The sequence below is a fragment of the Marinobacter sp. B-12 genome, from assembly GCF_056857915.1.
In genome coordinates this window covers 388,999-407,096 of the sequence record NZ_JBSXOB010000064.1, presented here as the reverse complement: position 1 = coordinate 407,096, position 18,098 = coordinate 388,999, and the positions used below count along the sequence as shown (strand labels likewise).

The window sequence follows — 18,098 nt, the reverse complement described above, 5'->3', positions numbered from 1 at the left end:
GGCCGGAGTCGCCCCGGACGAATTCGTTGACCACGCCGGTGAAGCGCCGCAGCGGTACACCGTCCTGCCACATCACCAGGTCCACGGGTTGTTCGAGCACGTCTTCGGGGGCAATGTCGGGCGAGGTACTGGCCAGCTCCAACTTGCAGTAGCAGAGACTGGAAAGGTGCTCGGTCAGCTCGAAACGGGCGACCACGAACAGGTCTCTGGGGAGTTGGCCAAGGGTGGCCGTGAACTGCAGTCCGGTTGCCTGGGGCATGTCTTCGATCCTTGAAGCAGTATAATCCTGAACCGCCAATACGGAAAACGTCCTGTTTCCGTATTGGCTCTGGTGCGTAGTCTAATACAGACTGCGTGGTATCTGGTACCCCGCGAGCAACTGCTGTGTGAACGGGTTGGTATTACTGCCCGCATGCAGGCGATAACGCATCTCGCCGTCGTCCAGCGCAAACCGAACATCCACGGCACTGCTGCTCACACCGGTGATGTCGGCTTCGTCCAGCAGGCGGAACAACGCCCAGGGACCATTTTCTGAAACGCTGCGTGGCGAGCGGTTCACTTCGGTGGGCACCAGAGTTACCCGGCTTTCAACCGAATCCCGCAACGTATTGGGCCACACCAGCGGAATACTTTGGCTGGGGCCATGGCTGAATTCGACCAACTGTCCGTCCACGTTCATCACGCTGCGGCGTTTGTTGGAGGACAGGTGCAACGGCTCCATTGCGAACTCAACATCCAGTGATCCGCTTCGGGTGAAGAAAGCGCGGCGGATGTTTTCGGCTTTCTCAAGCGAGCCCAAGACATCACGACGAACCAGGCTGGCCCGCTTGGAACCGGCAATGTGCTCCGGATGGTCTTCCAGGAACAGTTTCAGGTTCTCTTTATAGAACTGGTCCAACACACCATCCGGCGCAAAGAAGCGCTCGAAATCCTGCAGTGCGGCGTCGCGACCGGCACCGGGATTAAACGGATAATGTCTGGCCAGGCTCTGCTGGAACGGCTGGTAGACTTCCTGGTACCACTGTCGTTCCAGCTGTGCCACGGCCTGGTCCAGCACCACACGCCAGCTTTCCGAGGCCAGCTTCTCAAGCATCCGGTCCAACGGTGCCGGCTGATTCGAGGCCACCCGTTGCAGGGTGAAGATCGGGTCAGCGCCTTGCAGGCCCATCCGGGCACGGGCGGCTGAAAGTGCCGCCTTGCCACGATCCGGTGCTTCCTGAATACCACGCAGATAGGTGTGCAGGTTTTGAACCACGTCCATCACCTGCTCCATATCACTGGGGTCATCACCCTGCTTCTCGATCAATGCATTCAGGTCGGTAAACTGTCGTTCAATCTCCTGAACCATCTGGAAGTGGGCGGACTGCTCCATCACCTTGCGAGCCGCCTCGGCTTCTTCGCTGCCTCCAGGAATCAGTCGGGTATTGGCCGTGACCTGTGCCAGCAACTGGTTCAGCGGCTCGTGACCGCTGGTCAGGCTTTCCAGAATACGTACACCATGGTTAAGGTCGCTGAAGCTCTGGATATCCAGCCGGCTCAGGGCCCGACGCCAGCTCGCCACATAGTTTTCCGCGTAAAGGGATTGCAGTTGCGCCTGCAACCTCGCTTCATCCGCCTTGCTGAAGTTCACATCATCGCGGCGGCCCAGCACCCAGGCGTCCACCAACGCCAGTTCCGTGACCGACCCGGATTTACGCAGGAACCAGGAATCCAGGCCTTCGCGGGTCAACAGTGATGGAATCACCACCGGGTCTTCCTGTTCAGTGTTCTCCTCATTAAGTGGTTCACCGAATTCATCCAGGTGCACGAACACGGTGCTGAAGGCCGGCCCAGACTCCCGGGCAAGATCCAGCGGTGAGCGGAAATTCTTCTCCGCTTCTCTCTCCAGATCCCGATAAACCCGGTCCGGAGTCGCAATGCGGCCGAGCTCGTGCTGGGCCCACTGGACACTGCTGCGAAAGGGGGCCAGTGCCATGTCGGCGGTCTTGTCACCCGCTTCCACCCGCTGGTTCAGGTCCGTATGCAGCATGGCGTAGTCGAGGTGGCTGAGCAGTCGTTGTTGCAGGTCCCGCTGCGCCGGGTAGGCCCGCTGCCAATAATCGCTCATGTAGCTGTGGACGATGTCCCGGCGGCGGCCACTGGCGTCATAGAGCATCCGCAGTACACGCAAGTGGTCGAGGCGCTCAGAGCTGGTATCCGGGGCATCGCTCATCTCTTCCATCACGCCCAGCATCAGCGCGGGCATAAACTGGTAAGCCAGCATGTCCAGATAGGATTCTTCCACTTCCGGACCAACCTTGTGGCCTTTGTATAGGCCCATATCCGCCACTACGGCTGGCTCTGCCCGGTAGTCCCCGAACGCCAGGGTGGCCTCTCGCAACTGGTCCAGAGGCTCCAGCAAATTGCGGCCAGTGGTGTCAGGTTCGTATCCGATGGGGCGCCAGTTATCGATAAAACTGCGTACCCGCTCCTCCACCGCGGTAGCGGCCTGTGCATTTTCGATAAAGTAGTGCTGCCATCCGGCGGTCATACCCAGGCCGGCGGCAACGGCCACGACGGCCGCGACAGCAATGCGGCGACGCCGACTACCAACCACTTTCTGGTTGTCACCGGCCAGGCCCGCTTCGCGATAGATAATGTTGGGAAACAGCTTTTCGGTGAACAGGCTTGAAGACTGCCCACCACGCTGAGCCGGCTGTATCGGGCTGGCAAGCCCATAATTCGCAGCGGCGGCAGAGACGAACGCATCTTCCGGCACGCCTTCCTGAACCACGGAGGTAAAGTAGGTGCCTCGCACCAGGGCCGGTGTTGAAAACGCATCCGCAGAAAGCAGGTCTGCCAGAAACTGTTCGAGCACCGGTTTCAGGCCGGCCAGTTGGCGGGTAAAGGAATAGGCAGCGGCACGCTCTTCGGCATCCCTTGTGGCAGATAGCACGTCCGGAAGCCGTTCACCGAGTTGCTCCGCGAGTTTGCTGAAGCTTTGGTCAAACTCGCCCAACCAGTCGTCGGCATCCAGTTGGCCGTCCAACTGGAAGGTGAAGCCCAAGGGCTGTTCACGCTCGGCTTTGGAGAGTGTGCGGGCAAACGGCGCAAACCCATAGAGCAGGTCCATTTTGGTAAAACTGATGTACACCGGCAACTGGGAACCCAGTTGCTCCATCAACTCCCGCAGCCGGGTACGAAGCAGGATGGCCTGGGCTTGGCGCTGCTGTTCGTTGCCGGTGCTCAGGCGGGCAAGATCCACCGCCAGCACAACGCCATTCAGGGGGCGCTGAGGGCGATTCTTTTCCAGCCAGGTGATGAAGTGGGTCCACAGCCGCTGCTGGATCTCGCTGCTGGCGCCTTCGCCGTTATTCTGGCTCAGCAGTTCGCCGTCCGGGTCAATCAGTACACCGTTGTCGCCCACCCACCATTCGAAACCGAACGGGTTACGCTCGGTGCGGGGATTGCGGGTGACGTTGGTGAGGGTGTATGTCTGCCCTGAACGCTGGATGAGGCTGGTTTTACCAGCGTCTTCCAGGCCCATCACCAGGTACCAGGGCAAACGATAGACACCCTTTCGGCCCGGCAGGTTGCTCTTGAGTTCCGTCAGGCGGCGATCAAGCAGGCGCTGCTGGCGCCGTTCCAGCGGCAGGATGGGATCTTCCTCTTCCTTCTGCTCTTCCGCCTTGGCGACGTTCACTTTGCGCAGCTTGCGCGCCAGCATCATGCCCCAGACCATGGCTACCAGCAGTACCACCACCAGCGTCACCAGGGCACGCATCTGCCAGGCCGCCAACGGGTATTCACCGCCAATTTCCAGGCGCGGGCCCAACCACCAGGTTGCGGCCAGCAGTACCACCACACCCAGCGCCAGGGTAATCGGCGCCGCACTGCGCACAAAGGGCAGTATCCGTCGTCCAATGAGTAGGGCTTGTCTCCACATGGTGTCCATTCCTGTCAATTTGATCCGTCAGTTGTTAGGCAAGTCTGTCCAGCCGGGCCACCAGGCCGGGCTCCCAGTCTTCAAGATTCATCCCGCGGGTCTGCTCACGCAGATCCTGCACCTGCTGTTTCGCCAGGCTTTTCATGCCGCTGTCTTTCATCAACTGGCTGCTCATCAGCCGCCAGTAGAATCGATCACGGGGCTCGCGCGCGGACTCCAGGCCTTCTTCCAGCAGCTTCATGGCCGGTGCCAGGCCCTTCTGGTCCATGACTGCCCGGGCATCCTCGTAGGCTTGTTCCCAGGCACTCGCGCCGCCTGCGGCGCCACCCTTCGCCGGGCCGCTGAGCATCCAGTCGGCGACCGCCTTGGGTAGAAAAGGAGTACCATCGTTAAAAGTCATATCCGCCAGTTCCGGCAGCCGTTCGACAAAGGCTTTAACCGCCGTACGGATGGCCTCGGCACAGGTCTCGTGCCCGAGTGCAGAGGCCACTTGCGCGCTCAACCAGTGACCTTCCAGCCAGAACGGGCTGACCGACAGGCTTTGCTCAATCCGCTGCCAAAGGGCCCCGTCCGGGGATTTGGCCAGGCTTTCGCGATAGTCAGCCACACGGTCCGCACTTACCGCTGCCAGGTCGCTCTTGATACCGTCTCGTGCTGGTGGAACCGAGGTGATGGTCTGCCAGATGGCGTAGCGGCGGAGCTGATAGCCCAGTGCGTCGGCGGGGGTGGTTTCAGTCAGCATATCCGCCACTTTAAGCAGGCTCTGACGGGTGGCCCGTTCGTTGGCGGGGTCCAGGGTCAGGCTGCCCAGAGAAGCGGAAGAAGTGCTGCTGACTTGTGACAGGGATGAGCCAGCCGATGATGTACCCGCGCTTTCGGTATTGTCGGTGGCTTCCGGCGGCCTGGGCGTATCAGAGGGTGATGGCAGCTTTTCCACGGCCCGGCGCAAGTCGACCAGGCCATCATCCGGCAGCTCCAGTGTGCTCGCCTGTTCCAGCAGTTTGCCGAGCGTGGTCAGGCAGAATTCCCGGCCATCACCCACGCCGCCGTCGAAGCTCAGTGCCGACACTTCCTTGAGAGCCCGTTGCAGAATCTGGGTCATCAGCATCTTGCGGGCGCGTTTGCCCTTGTCTCCCGGATAAGGCCAGGCTTCGTACCACCAACTGCCCAGTACCCGATGCAACAGGTACAGCGACAGCGCAAACCGTTCACCATTGCCACCACGTTGCAGGCACAGCAGAAGAAACCCCAGCACCTTGAGGTCTTTACTGGTGTCCGACAGCAAGCGAAGCGATTCACTCTCCACCTTGCCCCATTCAACACCGGTGTGGGCCAGCGATCCCACTTTCATGATTTCATTTTCGAGGTATTCCATGGTGGGGTCGTCCATCAGGTTCTCACCCGTGGCGCTCTCACCGGAAAGGCTGTTCAACACCTGTTCAACGTATGGATGCTGCTCTACTGCCTGCATGTCCAATCCCTGTCTTTGCAAATGGCGCTACACATTCTTGATAAAGATCATTACCAGCCACACGCTTCCCGCAGTGGCTTGAGAGTGTCCCGAAACCCGGTCAGGTCGAACATCAACCCGTCGACGACGCCGCTGGACGATGCCACCGTCACTTCGGACCCAGCCGCCATGTTCCGCACCGTTCGGATGGCGGGTAGCCCCCGACCGCCACTGATCACGAAACCGTCGTCCCGGACCCGCCAGATCTGACGGCCCTGGCCAAAATCGACGGTGACCCGCTCCTCTTTCACCGCCTCCGGCATCATCAATGTCAGTTCGGTGATGTTGTTATGACACTGCACCGCCAGCAACGGCCTCGGCGGCTTGACCCCAAGGGCGCTGAGCGTGAGCAGATGGCCTGCCAGCTCTGACGTGTTGCGATACAGCGGGCCGTCACCCGGGCGGCGGCGCTGCTCCTGGGCGAAGGCTTGGCGCCAGCGCTCAGGCTGGTTACCAACGATGGCGTCTTCAACCGCCACTGAAAACGGGGTACCAAACACCTCGTCAAAACACGCCAGCCGCTCCAGACGCTGACTCTCTTCGGTACACGTCATGGCCTCAGCCATCTGGGGATTGCCCTGCGCATTGGCGAACAAAGACATCGTCGTACCAAGGGCCCAGAGCATAAAGGCAAGGAGGCTGTTACTTCGAATATTTGGGTTCACGCTTCTGTCACCTGATACTTCAGACATTTATGGGCCAGGGTGCGCTTGGGCAGCCCCAGGCTTTCCGCTGCCTGGGCACGGTTGCCACCGTACTGACGCAGGCGTTCACGAATGATGGCCGCCTCGAACGCCTGGGCCGCGGCCCGGAGGTCGTCCACTTCATCCGCCTGTGGCAGCCCGGGGACGGCAGTAGCCTGAAAGTCGCTGGCAATACAGGTTTCCTGGTTTGGAAACAGATCATCCAGGCGCAGCACTTCCGGCTGAATATCGTCACCCACCGGGGTTTGCAGGCAGGCAAACTCGACAATGTTCCTCAGTTCCCGGGCATTACCGGGAAAGTTATATCCCGCCAGCATACCCAGGGCATGACTGCTGATACCCAGCGGGCCGGCCCCCTCTCGGGCGGTATATTCGCGGATAAAATGCCGGCACAGGGGCTCCAGGTCTTCCGGGCGTTCCCGCAACGGCTTGACCCGTAACGGGAACTGGCTGAGCCGGTAGAACAGGTCACGGCGAAACCGGCCTTCTTCGATACAGTCGCTCAAAGGTTGATGGGTGGCCGCCACGAGGCGGAAATCGGAGTGTTGTTCCTGCTGAGCACCGAGTGGGCGGAAGCGTCGGCTTTCCAGTACCCGCAGCAGTTTGGACTGCAGAGCCATGGGCATGTCGCCGATTTCGTCCAGGAACAGGGTGCCCCCGTCCGCTTGCGCCAGCAGACCTTCCTTGGCCCGGTCGGCACCGGAAAACGCACCCTTGGTATGGCCAAAAAGTTCGCTTTCCAGCAACGAGTCCGGGATGGCGGCGCAATTGACCACCACCAAGGGCCCTTCGGCCCGATCCGAAAACCGGTGAATGCCCTGGGCTACGAGATCCTTGCCGCAGCCGGTTTCACCCTGCACCAGAACCGAGAGCTGGCTGCCTGCGGCCCGGACAATTTGGGCGCGAAGGTCTGTCATGGCTTTGGAGTTGCCAACCAGAGTGGTCGCCAACTCTTCACAGCGCTGGCGTACGGCTTCTGCGTCGTGAAGGTGATCCAGGGAGCGTTTGAGCATGCGCCGCTGCCAGACCTGGTCGCTGGTCTTGAGCTGGCTGACCCATTGGTGAGACAGCAGGGTCAACAAACCGCGGTACAGTGGCTGGGCGGTGATGCCGTCCCATTCGGGTTCTTCATTGCACAGTACGAGGATGCCGAGGGTGCGGCCGTCTTCGCCTTTGATGGGCTCCAACCAGAATGAGCGGGGCCGGTTGCTGGCGTCGACCAGGGCCTGGAACCCTGGATGATCCAGACGGTAACCGGCGGCCCGTGACAGTTCCCTGGGTTTGCCCTGTTGCAGCAGGTGGGCAAAGGGGTGGCTGAAGTCGCCGCAGTCGAATTCGCCCTGCTCGCCCAGTGCCGCGCAATGAAGCGTGCGACCGCTGAGGTCGAGTTCCAGTGACCAGCAGCGGGTGAGGCCGAAGGTGTTTTCGAGTTGCCGTGAGGCGACTTTTAGCAGGGTTGGCAGGTTGTCCTGCCGGAGCAGTTCAACCGCCAGGTCTATGCCGGTGTGCAACTCCGTCTGCATCCGTCCCATTATTTTTCTTCCCTGTGTAGGTTGTTCGCCGACCGCGTACCCTGTGGTTCGGCTTTCCAAAACACGCTGTGAATACATCCCTGTACGCTCCGCTCTCGTTCGCCGCCCGCACTCCGTGTGGTTGAGCCTTCCAAAACACGCCGTGAATACGTCCCTGTAGGCTCCGCTCCGCCATCCATGGCTCCGCAGGGTTTTGGAAGGCTCAACCGCACGGAGCGCTACCATTCAGGGCGCCTGCACGTTAAGCGACTGTTCCTGTGAACTTGTTGTCTTCAACACCAAGCGTCACTTTGGTGACTGGCTCCCGGGCAGCCAGTTTCTCCAGCAACGCCAGCGAGACCGGCGGCAGCAGTTCACCTTCAATAATCGACTCCAGCATCCGCGCGCCGTTTTCACTGCGGGTGGCGCGGCTGCGGATGGCTTCTACCAGGCCGTCTTCCAGTTCCACGTTGGTGTGGTAACGGTCGCCGATCTGGGTGGCCAGGCGGTCGAGTTTGTCGCCAACGATGCGGTTGAGGGTGTCTTCGCCCAGCGGTAGGTAGGGCACGACTTCCATACGTGCCAGCAGTGCCGGTTTGAAGAAGTCGGCCAGTTCCGGGTAGAGCGCTTCCTCGATTTTTTCGGGCTCTTCCGCGTGTTTGACGATGGTCTGGTAGCCCAGGTTCGAGGTGAGGAAGAACACAACGTTCTTGCAGTCGATCAGGCGGCCTTCACCGTCAGCCAGTTCGCCTTTGTCGAAGGCCTGGTAGAACAGGTTGAGCACTTCCGGATGGGCTTTTTCGACTTCGTCGAGCAGCACGACCGAATAGGGCTTCTGGCGAATGGCTTCGGTGAGGATGCCGCCTTCGCCAAAGCCCACATAGCCCGGCGGTGAGCCGATCAGGCGGGAGACGGTGTGTTTCTCCTGGTATTCGGACATGTTGATGGTGGTGAGGAACTGGCGGCCGCCGTAGAGCAGTTCGGCCAGTTGCACCACGGTTTCGGTTTTACCCACACCGCTGGGGCCGGCCAGCAGGAAGGCGCCCATGGGGCGGCCGGGGCGACGCAGGTCGGCACGTGCGGTCAAAAGGTGCTGGTGCAACGCGCCGATGGCGGTGTCCTGGCCTTTGATGTGCGATTGCAGGTATTCCGGCAACCGAGTGATTTTTTCCAGCTCGTCGGCGGTCATGCGGTTGACCGGAATGCCAGTCCAGTCGGCGATAACTTCGGCCACCTGGCGGGCGTCGACACGTGCGTGTACCAGAGGCTCGTCGGCCTGCAGCTCTTCCAGTTCCTGCTCGATGGCGGCGGCTTCGCTTTTCAGGTCCGGGCGTTCTTCGTCGGTTTCGGGCGTGGCTTCGTTCGCCTCTGCGTTCGCTTCGGTTTCGGCAGTGTCCTCGCTAAGCAGTTGCTCGCGAATGTCCACGAGGCGCGCCACCAGTTCCCGCTGGTCGTTCCAGCGCTGTTCCAGTTCTTCTGCTTCCTTGCGCAGGGTTTCCAGGCGTTCCACCAGTTCACTTTCGCGCTGGTGGTCGATGGCCTGCCCGAGCGTCTGTTCGCGGGTCATCAGTTCCTGTTCCATGCCCAACTGGTGCAGTTCACTGCGCACGTGGCTGAGGCGGCGCGGAGGGGTGCTGAGGTTGAGGCTGACCCGGGCGCAAGCGGTGTCGAGCACGTCGATGGCCTTGTCCGGGAGTTGGCGGCCGGCCAGGTAACGGGCAGACATGTCGGCAGCGGCTTTCAGGGCGCTGTCAGCGATCAGTACCCGGTGGGCCTTTTCGTAGACGGTGCGCAGACCACGAAGGATATGCACCGCCTGGGCCGGGGTTGGTTCATCCAGTGCAACGGGCTGGAAGCGGCGGCTCAGGGCCGGGTCTTTCTCGAAGTATTTCTTGTATTCACGCCAGGTGGTGGCCGCGATGGTGCGCAGCTCGCCGCGGGCCAGGGCCGGCTTGAGCAGGTTGGCGGCGTCGGAGCCGCCTTCGCTGTTGCCGGCGCCGATCAGGGTATGAGCTTCGTCGATAAACAGAATAATCGGCGTCGCGGAGCTTTTCACCGCTTCAATCACGCCTTTCAGGCGCTTTTCGAACTCGCCCTTCACTGACGCGCCGGCTTGCAGTGCCCCCATATCCAGGGTCCACAGTTCCACGCCGGTCAGGCGCTCGGGCACATCGCCGTTGACGATGCGCAGGGCCAGGCCCTCAACAACGGCGCTTTTGCCCACGCCAGCATCGCCGACAACGATAGGGTTGTTCTTGCGACGGCGGCAGAGGATGTCGATCATCTGGTCGATATCAGTGTCACGGCACACCACCGGGTCCAGTTTCTTGTCCCTGGCCAGTTTGGTGAAGTCGGTGGCGTAGCGCTTGAGCGGATCCATGTCGACCTGCGCCTGATTAGCGGCACTGGGGGCATCCTCGGCGCGTGGCTGCTCAACCGAGCCCCGGGTCATGGAGTCGAACTGCCGGCGCAGCTGCTCACGATTGATGTCTTTCAGCCGCTGGCTGACCTGGGGCATCAGGTAGCGGTCTGCGTTCATCAGCAGCGCCAGCATGATGGCGCCCGAGCGCAGGTCGGTGTGGCCCAGTTCAGTGGAAGCGATCAGCCAGGCGTCCTGCAGCAGCTCGATCAGCAACGGCGAGAACGACGGGTACGGCTCAGCGGATTGGGTCTCACCGTTCAGGCTATCCCCCACCACCGGTTGCAGGGTGTGGTGGTCGATACCGGTGCTTTCCAGAATCTGGCGCACATCCGTAAACGGTGTTTCCAGCAGTTTGAACAACAGGTGAGCCGGAGTGATTTCCGCACCCTGGCGACTGATACACAGGGCCGCCGAGCTTTCCATTCCCTGGCGACAAATCTCGTTGAGGCGCTCAATCAGCGCCGGCAGTTCTACCCGAATCACAGTGATCTCCTTATTTCGGGAGTTGTTCCAGTACGCTGAGCACATCCCTGATGCGTTCATTCAGCGCTATGTTGTAAAGCGTGTACACCCCGGCCATGGCCGCCACAAACAGGCCACCAATGCCCCAGAGGGGCAGGCCTGTCCGCAGCCGGTTGCGGGCGGGGGTTACGTTGTCCAACGCGCTGGACAATGGTTGAAGTTCCTCGTCGCGGCGCAACCCGCGAATCTGTTCATACAGCCCGCGAATAATCTGTTCGTATTCGTCCCGGCCATTCGTCATTACCTTGTAGCGGCCTTCGAATCCCAGGCACAGGCACAGATAGATGAACTCCAGCATGTCGCGGTAACGTTCCGGTTCCTGCTCCATGCGGGCGGTGATGGCGAACACCTTCTCGCCACCCCAGGTTTCGTTGTGGAACCGGGACAGCAGCGAATGCTGGGACCACACGCTGTGGGCACCCCAGTCGGTACCCAGCACGGCTTCGTCGATAAAAGCGCAGAGTACGTAGCGATAGGCCACCACGGTCGGCCGTTCGTAGCCCTGCTCCACCAGTTCCCGGTCAATGGCGGCGACTTCGTCCACCACTTGCTGGTACAGATTCTCCACACCTTGGAAATCCGCCAGCCGGCGTACCCGGATTACCAGCCCCAACAGGGGCGTCGCGGCATCAATCAGCCGGTTATCCTCCAGGCCCCGCAGCTGGAACTGGTCATTACCAAAGCCCTGATCGCCCACGCGACCATCGCGGTTACTGTCCGCAAACATCAGGTCATCAAACGCACTGCCACCTGCTTCCGTGCTGCCATTGGGTGAATCCATCACCGGTGCATCTGCCATGATCTAGCTCCTGATTGCCCAGAACTGCATTTCCATTCCCGGGAAACTGCCGGCCACGTGGAACGCAAAACCGCTGGCGTTGTCGAGCATCTGCCAGGCCTGGCTCTGGTCATCCAACCGGAAGTACACGAACCCGGCGTGATACGGCAACTGACGGGGTGCCACCGGCAGGGCCGACAGCGGAATCCCCGGCAATTGCAGACTGATGAGATCGCGGATTTTCTCCACCGACGCCACCTTGCACTGCTGGATGAACTGCTTGCGCAGATCGTCCAGCGGCATGTCCGCCTTCACTGCCAGGATGAACTCGGCCTGGCCGATCAACTGTGCATCCTGGACCGGTGCCACCGTGAGACCGTACTGGCGTTGCTGCAGCTGGATAGCCAGCGCACGCGGTTCCAGCACCGTGCTCAGTGATTGCCTCAGCACCTGCATCAGCGGCGTGAAGGAATCCTCCGGCAGGTCGTGATCGTAGGCGGTGTATTCCTGGGGCAGGCGGTTTTCATCGGTGAAGGTCACCAGTTCGCCGCACAACTCCAGCAACGCCTCGTAGAGCCGTTCCGGGTGCAACTGACGCAAACGCGCCAGATGCAGGAAACGGGGATGAGCACGATTAAGCATCTGCAACAGCATGAAATCCGCCACGTCCGCGACACCACCCTGCCCCGGGGCACCCACGCGCTCGGCAATATTCTTGGCCCGTTCGCGCATCAGCCCGGCCATTTCCCCGACAAAACGCTGAAGCCGGGGCGCCGCCCGCACACTGAGCATGGTGGGGATGAAGTTCGGGTCCATCACCAGGCTGCCATCGGGACGCTTTTCCAGAATTCGGCCAATGGCCAGGGCCGCATAGGCGCTGCGATCGTCCCGTTCAAGCATCAGCTTCGGGGCCACTCGGGCCACGTCGATAGAGTGGGAATCGCCATCAATGGAATGCAGGTCCCGTACTTCCTCGCTCTGGGCCCGGAAGCGGCCAGCGATGGCGGCCTCCGGCCATTCCACTTCGGCCAGGCTCTCGCTGCCCAGCGGCAGGGCCAGGTACACCACCTGGTTGGCCACGGAAGCATCGGTGATTTCCAGGGGCTCTGGCATCACATCGTCCTGGGGCAGGCAGAAACGGGTGCCATCCGGAAACAGGCCGCTGGCCCGCACCAGGCCCACCCGACCAAAGCTCAGGTATTCCGCATTGAGCTCCAGATCGCTGAAACCGTAGAGGTAATCAGAAATCGCCAGGGCCCGTTCGTTGATCTGGTGTTCCAGGTAACGTTGTTGCTGCTGGAAGTGCTGGGGTTTGATGAACAGCCCATCACTCCAGACGACTCGATTGGTTGCAGACATCAGGACTCATCCGACCTTCTGAGTGTGACTTCGCGCTCGCGCAGATTGACCAGCAGGTGGTAGCGACCACCGATGGGGTCCACCTTCACCACCTTCTTCCACTGGGACAGGTTGGGATAGGCATAGAAGGCAATCACCCCGATAAAGCGCGTATCCTCGGCGATTTCGAACGGCTCTATGAACTTGAACTGCCCGGGCACCAGCGTGTAATCGCTATGGTCCACGTAGTTGCGGCCCAGGGACGGCTCCAGCTCGCCCAGCAACTGGTCGAAATCCGCCGCCATCAACCGCGAACTGTCCCGCATCTGGATGATCTGAAACGCGATGGGCGTGGGGGCCAGGGATTCGTTGGGGTTCACGTTCGGCTCCGCCAGCATGGTCAGATCCACCCGGCTTGGCAGCTCGTCCGGGTAACCCACAGGAATGTCCGGGTCCCACATCACCTTGGCGGTCTTGGTAACCGCGTTATAGGGGGTGCTACACCCCACCAAAACGAGAATGGCGACCAGCAAACTCCATTTGCAGTACTTCACGACAGGTTCTCCCTCTGTAATTGACGCAGTTGTTGATCGTAAGCCTGTTCAAACACCTCCTGAAAAAGGCGCTCGAATCCCTGCTGACGACTGGAACTCAGTTCCCGGTAATAGTGTTGGTACATCTCCCATGCCCAATTGCTCTCATCTTCGTCGGTTTTCAGGCCACGGCGATAACCATGGAACCGGCGCAGCAATGCCTCCGGTGAGAAGGCATGAAGAATGGCATCCAGCCCCTCGCGAATGGCGGTCTGGGTAGCGAGCTGATGATGATGAAGGCTTTGCAGGCTCTCACTGACCGCCGCCGGGGCGGACAGGTGAACCGGGCTGCGCTGGCTGGCGAACAGGGTCTGCACGGTTTCGCTGTAGTCTTCGCCCAGGCGCAACGGATTGTCCTCAATGGGCTGCAGGCGTGTGCGCAGAGCCTGGTGGCGGCTGTCCTCACCCTGGTGCAGGGCAAGCAGGCCTTCCACGGTGGCTTTGAGGGTCTGGCCGGCCTCTTCCAGGAACAGGCGCATTTCGTCGCTGTCGGCAAAGCCCAGATCGGTGTCCATACCGCGCAACAGCGGCGCACCGCTGATGTGCTGGCGGCTCTGGTCATTGGTCTCCCGGCGGCGGGCCGGCTTGGTGGTCTCGGACATCCTGTCACGCTCTCCTTGTTGCTTGGGTAGCCCCATCGCTACGTCGCGGTTCTCGCGGTACTCGTCGGTTACGGTGCCCTCGCTGGCATACCATTCTGGCTTGTCCGCCAGCAGGAACTCCCCGTCACGGTTCCCGGCCGCGTCAGCGGGTTCACTTTCGTCAAGGATGTCTGACCAGGCCTGAAGGGGATCGTCGCTGAAGGTTTCACCCGGTGCCGGCTGCAAACCGTGCAGCGGTTCGGCGCCAGCCGTTTCCAGTTCACGCTCCCCGGCACGCATCAGCTCGCCTTCATCGACATTGACCAGAGTGGCGTCCTCCGTTTCCTCCGGCAGAGCACCATCCTGACGCTGGCCACTAAGTACCTCTGCCTTGAGCTGATAGCGACCAATGGTGATGGTGTCGCCACTTTTCAGGCGGGCCCGACGGCCACGACCGACTGGCTGGGTGCCACTGTTAATATAGGTGCGGCCACTGCGATCAATGAGGCAAAACACGCCATCCATAAACCGCACTTCTGCATGGCCACCGACGGCACCGGTGCGGTGCGAAGACAACTGCCAGGTATCACTGCCAGCGCTTCCGATAGAGCCACCACGCACTCCGAATACATGCTCCCGGGCCAGGCCACTGGCAACCTGGGTGGGGTTACTAACCACCAGTTTCAGGCTATGGGTTGGTTGATGTTCCATATCCGGTTTCCTTTTTAACCTGCTAAGCAATCCATTGAGTTCAGCGGCGAATCTGCAGCCGCACCGCCGGCAGCTTCCGGGCTTTTCCCGGGGTGACAAACGAGTTCCAGCCCAGCCGCACATCCGCGCCTAATTGCATGGGCTTTACATCCCTCGGGCGCATCTGTAGTTCCAGGTCGTAAGCCAACTGCTCCCGGGTGACAAATTCCACCAGCTTCACCAGCCGGTCGTGGTCGTCGCCGTTGGGCAGAAAATCCGCAAATCGCTGTCGGTCGAGGTTGCGGATGCGCAGGATAAACTTGCCACTGCGATCACGAATGCCCGAGCCTACCAGCGTGTCCTCACCGAGGGCGGCGTTCGCCTGCCCCAGCCGTGTTTGCTGGTCCTTGGGGATCTCCACCCGACGCAACACCCACTGTTCAATGCCGACATCATCCAGATCAAAGCAATGGCCAATGATGCCGCTGACCACTTCCGGAGAGCGGCTACGGCCCGCCATCATCCCTGCGTAGGCCAGCATCTTGGACCAGTTAACCGGTGTCGCCGCCCTGACCTGCGGATCTCCCAGCCCCACCAGGGAGAAAATGTGTTCGGAAAAGCCGTCCGAAGCCTCCGGCTGAAACCGCACGTAATAGCGATACTTGCGCCACGCCCGATGAAACAGCGTCACCAGCCGGTGATTGAAAAAATCCAGGAAGTGGCGACGAATGCCCAGGTTCTGCCCCGCTTCCCAGGCCAGGTCCTCAAGGTAATAGCCCGGCAGGGGCGACTGGGAACCGTGCAAGCCCAGGAAACTGACTTCCAGCTGATAAGGCGCGTGCTCATGCTCCGGCGACACCGCCGATACCACATCACTGCCGGGGAAGCCAAGCCCGGCCGACGCCGAGAAGCGGATGCGTTCCCGCTGTGGCTGCTCGTCCTGGGATCGTTCCAGATCATCACCGTGGTGACGATGGATCAGGTCCACCAGTTGGAAAAAGCTGTAGCGCCGTGCATTGCCCAGAACGGGTTGCAGCTCGGCTACATCAGAGGCTGCTGCCCTTGTTGTAACGTCCATGTGTACCGTTCCTGATTGTCTGTATTCACCACTTCCAGTTGGTGAAAGGCGTTAATACTGGCGTAAAGTGCGAAAAACTGGCTGAGGACCGTACCGAACAGGTACAGATCGCCTTCCGAGGCAAACGACTGCTGCTCCAGCCGCATCACCGAGCGGATCCCCCGCACCGGCAAACCCCGCACCATCCGGTCCACCGGCGTGGTCTCGATGTCCAGGATGCCGGCCAGGCGCTTCTGGGATACCCTCTCCGCCTGGCGATCCACCAGGGCTCGAAAATCATAAACCCGCAGTACCGTGCGCAGGGCGTCCACGTCCAGCAGCGACAGATAATTCAGCGACAGGTTGGAGATCAGCGTCCACAACAGGCTGCCATCCAGTGTCGGCCTGAGAGTATGCGTCGGCCGGGTAATATTGCTGAACGAGGCGAATGCCGGCGTGGTTTCCGTCGCCATGCAGATCTCCCCCACCGCCAGCTGATGCGGTAACTGACGGTTGGTGCAGGTCAGAGTCAGTGATACCGCTTCCTGACGATTCAGGCACTCCGACTCGTCGCCACGCACGAAGGAAATGTAGTGGTCAAAGCCATCCCCGCGCACACTCTCACGGGCTTTCACCCGGTAGTACAGGGCGGTACGGCCACGATCCCGCTCCACCTCGTGCTGAAAGCTCTCAAACGCGGTGTACAGCCGCGGCTCCCCGCGCCCGGACCGGCCCTCCAGCCAGCCTTCCACCTGTTCAATGCTGAATACTTCGTAGTGCTCCGGCGAACGGCTGGACGGCGCAATCCGGTACTCCGTCTGCCGACCGTTCAGGTCCACCGGGTCGGCTTCGTGGGTAAACAGATTGATGGCCGGCGTGCAGTACAGCTGGAAATTCTCCGCACGAATCTTGGCATCTGGCGGCAGAATCCGGCTGAAGTGAAACCGCAGGCTGATCTCATCCGCCTGCACCGCTGGCAGCCGTGCTTTCAGGCCCTGAATATCCACAAACCGGAAGGCTTCCGGGAAACTCAGGAACTCCTGCAGGATCCGGTAGCCGGGATAGGCGTTCTTCGGATACGGCAACAGCGCCTCGTCGTTAGCGAACCCGACGGGCTTCAACTGGCTGGCCGGAATGGAAAATACCGAATCGCCTACCACCAGTTCCATACGCTGCAGGTAGTGGTTCAGCCACAGGTACAGCGTCTCGGAAATATGGCTCTCGCCGCCCAGGTAAAAACGCAGGTTATCGAGGCCCAGGGACGACAACGGTTGGTCGGTGTGCAACGCCAGGTCCACGGTCACCGATGACACTTCCCGCGAATGCTCGGCGTGGGCGCCCGCCACACTCACCGGAAAAACATCCACCGCCCGACAGGTCCGGAACCGGCACTGAGTCTGGCGCGTGGCGTCGCCCAGCGGGCGGCTCTTGATCTCGGTATGCCGATCCACCCGCTGGCGCTCACTGATGGCATGCAACTGCGGATCAAACCGCATGATGGTGCAACTGGGCACTGGCCGGAGATAGTTCGGCCACAGCATGTTCAGCAAGGAATGCGTCAGCTCGGGAAACTCGTCCTCGACCTTCTCACGGAGCTTCCCCGTCAGAAAGGCGAAACCTTCCAGCAGCCGTTCAACATCCGGGTCGGTACTCTGCTCAGAAAGAAACCGGGTCAACTGAGGATGCGCATCCGCAAACTCTCTGCCCTGCAGCCTGAGAAAACTCAGTTCGTCCCTGTAAAATCGATTCAACTTCATAACGACTACTACACCAAAGTTCGGCCGAGGGGATGGGGATACCTTTTCTTCTGGGAAAAAGGTGTCCGAGCAAAGCGAGTTCTTTTTCCCAGAAGAAAAGGTATCGCCATCGCCTCTGACTCCGAACAGGCAATGCAGGGGGCTGCCCAAAAGACGCTCAAGCCATCCGTGGGCGCTTGGGCTCCGCCATCCATGGCTCCGCACACTTTTGGGCAGCCCCCTGCATCACCTGTTCTCATCCGTGTCTGCTTGCTATTACCGGGTGATTTCAAATCACCCGGTAATAGCGCTTGTCATCCAATAACAAATCAATGGTCGTTTTATCGTCCTCCGAACCCACCTTCAGGTAGACCGTCACCTGGAACCGCAGTTGCAATGGATCCGGCCCCTGGGGCATCGCCATCACATCAACCCGGCTCACCCTGGGTTCGAATTTTTCAATACACTGCCGTATGGCACTACGAATACGAATGCTCAGGTCATGGGTACCGAGCGTGGCGTCGTTGAAATCCACCAGCCCCAGGTCCGGTACACTCTCGCTGTTGCCCGGATGGGCGTTCAGCAGGCGAACCAGGTGGCGCTTGATGGAGTCCACCACATGGGTCACTTCCCCCATACTTTGCCCGGCGGGTTCGGCAGCCTGTTCCAAACGCTCGAACAGACTGCCGCCCGAAGCCTGAACACCGTCAGCACCGGTGTTCCTGAACACG

Annotated in this window: 13 protein-coding genes; all 13 read right to left on the bottom strand. The window is 60.6% G+C overall.

Annotated features, from left to right (window positions below; all coding sequences use genetic code 11):
- Window positions 1-259, bottom strand: a 259-nt coding sequence (locus AC13D2_RS20665; protein WP_482939099.1) for a contractile injection system protein, VgrG/Pvc8 family, incomplete at its 3' end; no start/stop codon positions are given.
- Between the two features lie 81 nt (window positions 260-340).
- Window positions 341-3,925, bottom strand: coding sequence for a type VI secretion system membrane subunit TssM (gene tssM / locus AC13D2_RS20660; protein WP_292049995.1), 3,585 nt, complete (start codon window positions 3,923-3,925; stop codon window positions 341-343).
- Window positions 3,926-3,959: 34 nt separating this feature from the next.
- Window positions 3,960-5,396 carry a type VI secretion system protein TssA gene (tssA, locus tag AC13D2_RS20655; RefSeq protein WP_300493997.1) on the bottom strand — a complete coding sequence of 479 codons (1,437 nt, stop codon included), beginning with the start codon at window positions 5,394-5,396 and terminating at the stop codon, window positions 3,960-3,962.
- Window positions 5,397-5,446: 50 nt separating this feature from the next.
- Complete coding sequence (gene vasI, locus AC13D2_RS20650; RefSeq protein ID WP_300493994.1) at window positions 5,447-6,100, bottom strand: type VI secretion system-associated protein VasI; 654 nt, start codon at window positions 6,098-6,100, stop codon at window positions 5,447-5,449.
- The gene (locus AC13D2_RS20645; protein WP_292049997.1) at window positions 6,097-7,662 is read right to left on the bottom strand and encodes a sigma-54-dependent Fis family transcriptional regulator; all 1,566 of its coding nucleotides are present in this window, start codon (window positions 7,660-7,662) and stop codon (window positions 6,097-6,099) included. Before AC13D2_RS20645 ends, vasI begins: the two co-directional genes overlap by 4 nt.
- Before the next feature lie 250 nt (window positions 7,663-7,912).
- Window positions 7,913-10,555 (bottom strand): type VI secretion system ATPase TssH, encoded by a 2,643-nt coding sequence (gene tssH, locus AC13D2_RS20640; protein ID WP_300493991.1) that lies wholly within the window; start codon window positions 10,553-10,555, stop codon window positions 7,913-7,915.
- Window positions 10,556-10,565: 10 nt separating this feature from the next.
- Entirely contained in the window at window positions 10,566-11,393 is an 828-nt protein-coding gene (gene icmH / locus AC13D2_RS20635) for a type IVB secretion system protein IcmH/DotU (RefSeq protein WP_292049992.1), read from the bottom strand.
- Window positions 11,394-11,396: 3 nt separating this feature from the next.
- Window positions 11,397-12,731: a type VI secretion system baseplate subunit TssK gene (gene tssK / locus AC13D2_RS20630; RefSeq protein WP_300493987.1), complete on the bottom strand. Its 1,335-nt coding sequence runs from the start codon at window positions 12,729-12,731 to the stop codon at window positions 11,397-11,399.
- Window positions 12,731-13,264 (bottom strand): type VI secretion system lipoprotein TssJ, encoded by a 534-nt coding sequence (tssJ, locus tag AC13D2_RS20625; protein ID WP_300493984.1) that lies wholly within the window; start codon window positions 13,262-13,264, stop codon window positions 12,731-12,733. Before tssJ ends, tssK begins: the two co-directional genes overlap by 1 nt.
- Window positions 13,261-14,595 carry a type VI secretion system-associated FHA domain protein TagH gene (tagH, locus tag AC13D2_RS20620; protein WP_292049990.1) on the bottom strand — a complete coding sequence of 445 codons (1,335 nt, stop codon included), beginning with the start codon at window positions 14,593-14,595 and terminating at the stop codon, window positions 13,261-13,263. Before tagH ends, tssJ begins: the two co-directional genes overlap by 4 nt.
- Window positions 14,596-14,635: 40 nt before the next feature.
- Window positions 14,636-15,652, bottom strand: coding sequence for a type VI secretion system baseplate subunit TssG (gene tssG / locus AC13D2_RS20615; protein WP_292049989.1), 1,017 nt, complete (start codon window positions 15,650-15,652; stop codon window positions 14,636-14,638).
- The gene (tssF, locus tag AC13D2_RS20610; protein ID WP_300493981.1) at window positions 15,616-17,388 is read right to left on the bottom strand and encodes a type VI secretion system baseplate subunit TssF; all 1,773 of its coding nucleotides are present in this window, start codon (window positions 17,386-17,388) and stop codon (window positions 15,616-15,618) included. Before tssF ends, tssG begins: the two co-directional genes overlap by 37 nt.
- 268 nt (window positions 17,389-17,656) lie before the next feature.
- Window positions 17,657-18,097, bottom strand: coding sequence for a type VI secretion system baseplate subunit TssE (tssE, locus tag AC13D2_RS20605; RefSeq protein ID WP_036211248.1), 441 nt, complete (start codon window positions 18,095-18,097; stop codon window positions 17,657-17,659).
- Between the last annotated feature and the right edge of the window lies 1 nt (window position 18,098).

What these genes read in the sequence shown, in the direction of transcription:
- tssM (WP_292049995.1), bottom strand. Translation starts at nt 3,925, where the DNA reads ATGTGGAGACAAGCCCTACTCATTGGACGACGGATACTGCCCTTTGTG.
- tssA (WP_300493997.1), bottom strand. Translation starts at nt 5,396, where the DNA reads ATGCAGGCAGTAGAGCAGCATCCATACGTTGAACAGGTGTTGAACAGC.
- AC13D2_RS20645 (WP_292049997.1), bottom strand. Translation starts at nt 7,662, where the DNA reads ATGCAGACGGAGTTGCACACCGGCATAGACCTGGCGGTTGAACTGCTC.
- icmH (WP_292049992.1), bottom strand. Translation starts at nt 11,393, where the DNA reads ATGGCAGATGCACCGGTGATGGATTCACCCAATGGCAGCACGGAAGCA.
- tssK (WP_300493987.1), bottom strand. Translation starts at nt 12,731, where the DNA reads ATGTCTGCAACCAATCGAGTCGTCTGGAGTGATGGGCTGTTCATCAAA.
- tagH (WP_292049990.1), bottom strand. Translation starts at nt 14,595, where the DNA reads ATGGAACATCAACCAACCCATAGCCTGAAACTGGTGGTTAGTAACCCC.
- tssG (WP_292049989.1), bottom strand. Translation starts at nt 15,652, where the DNA reads ATGGACGTTACAACAAGGGCAGCAGCCTCTGATGTAGCCGAGCTGCAA.
- tssF (WP_300493981.1), bottom strand. Translation starts at nt 17,388, where the DNA reads ATGAAGTTGAATCGATTTTACAGGGACGAACTGAGTTTTCTCAGGCTG.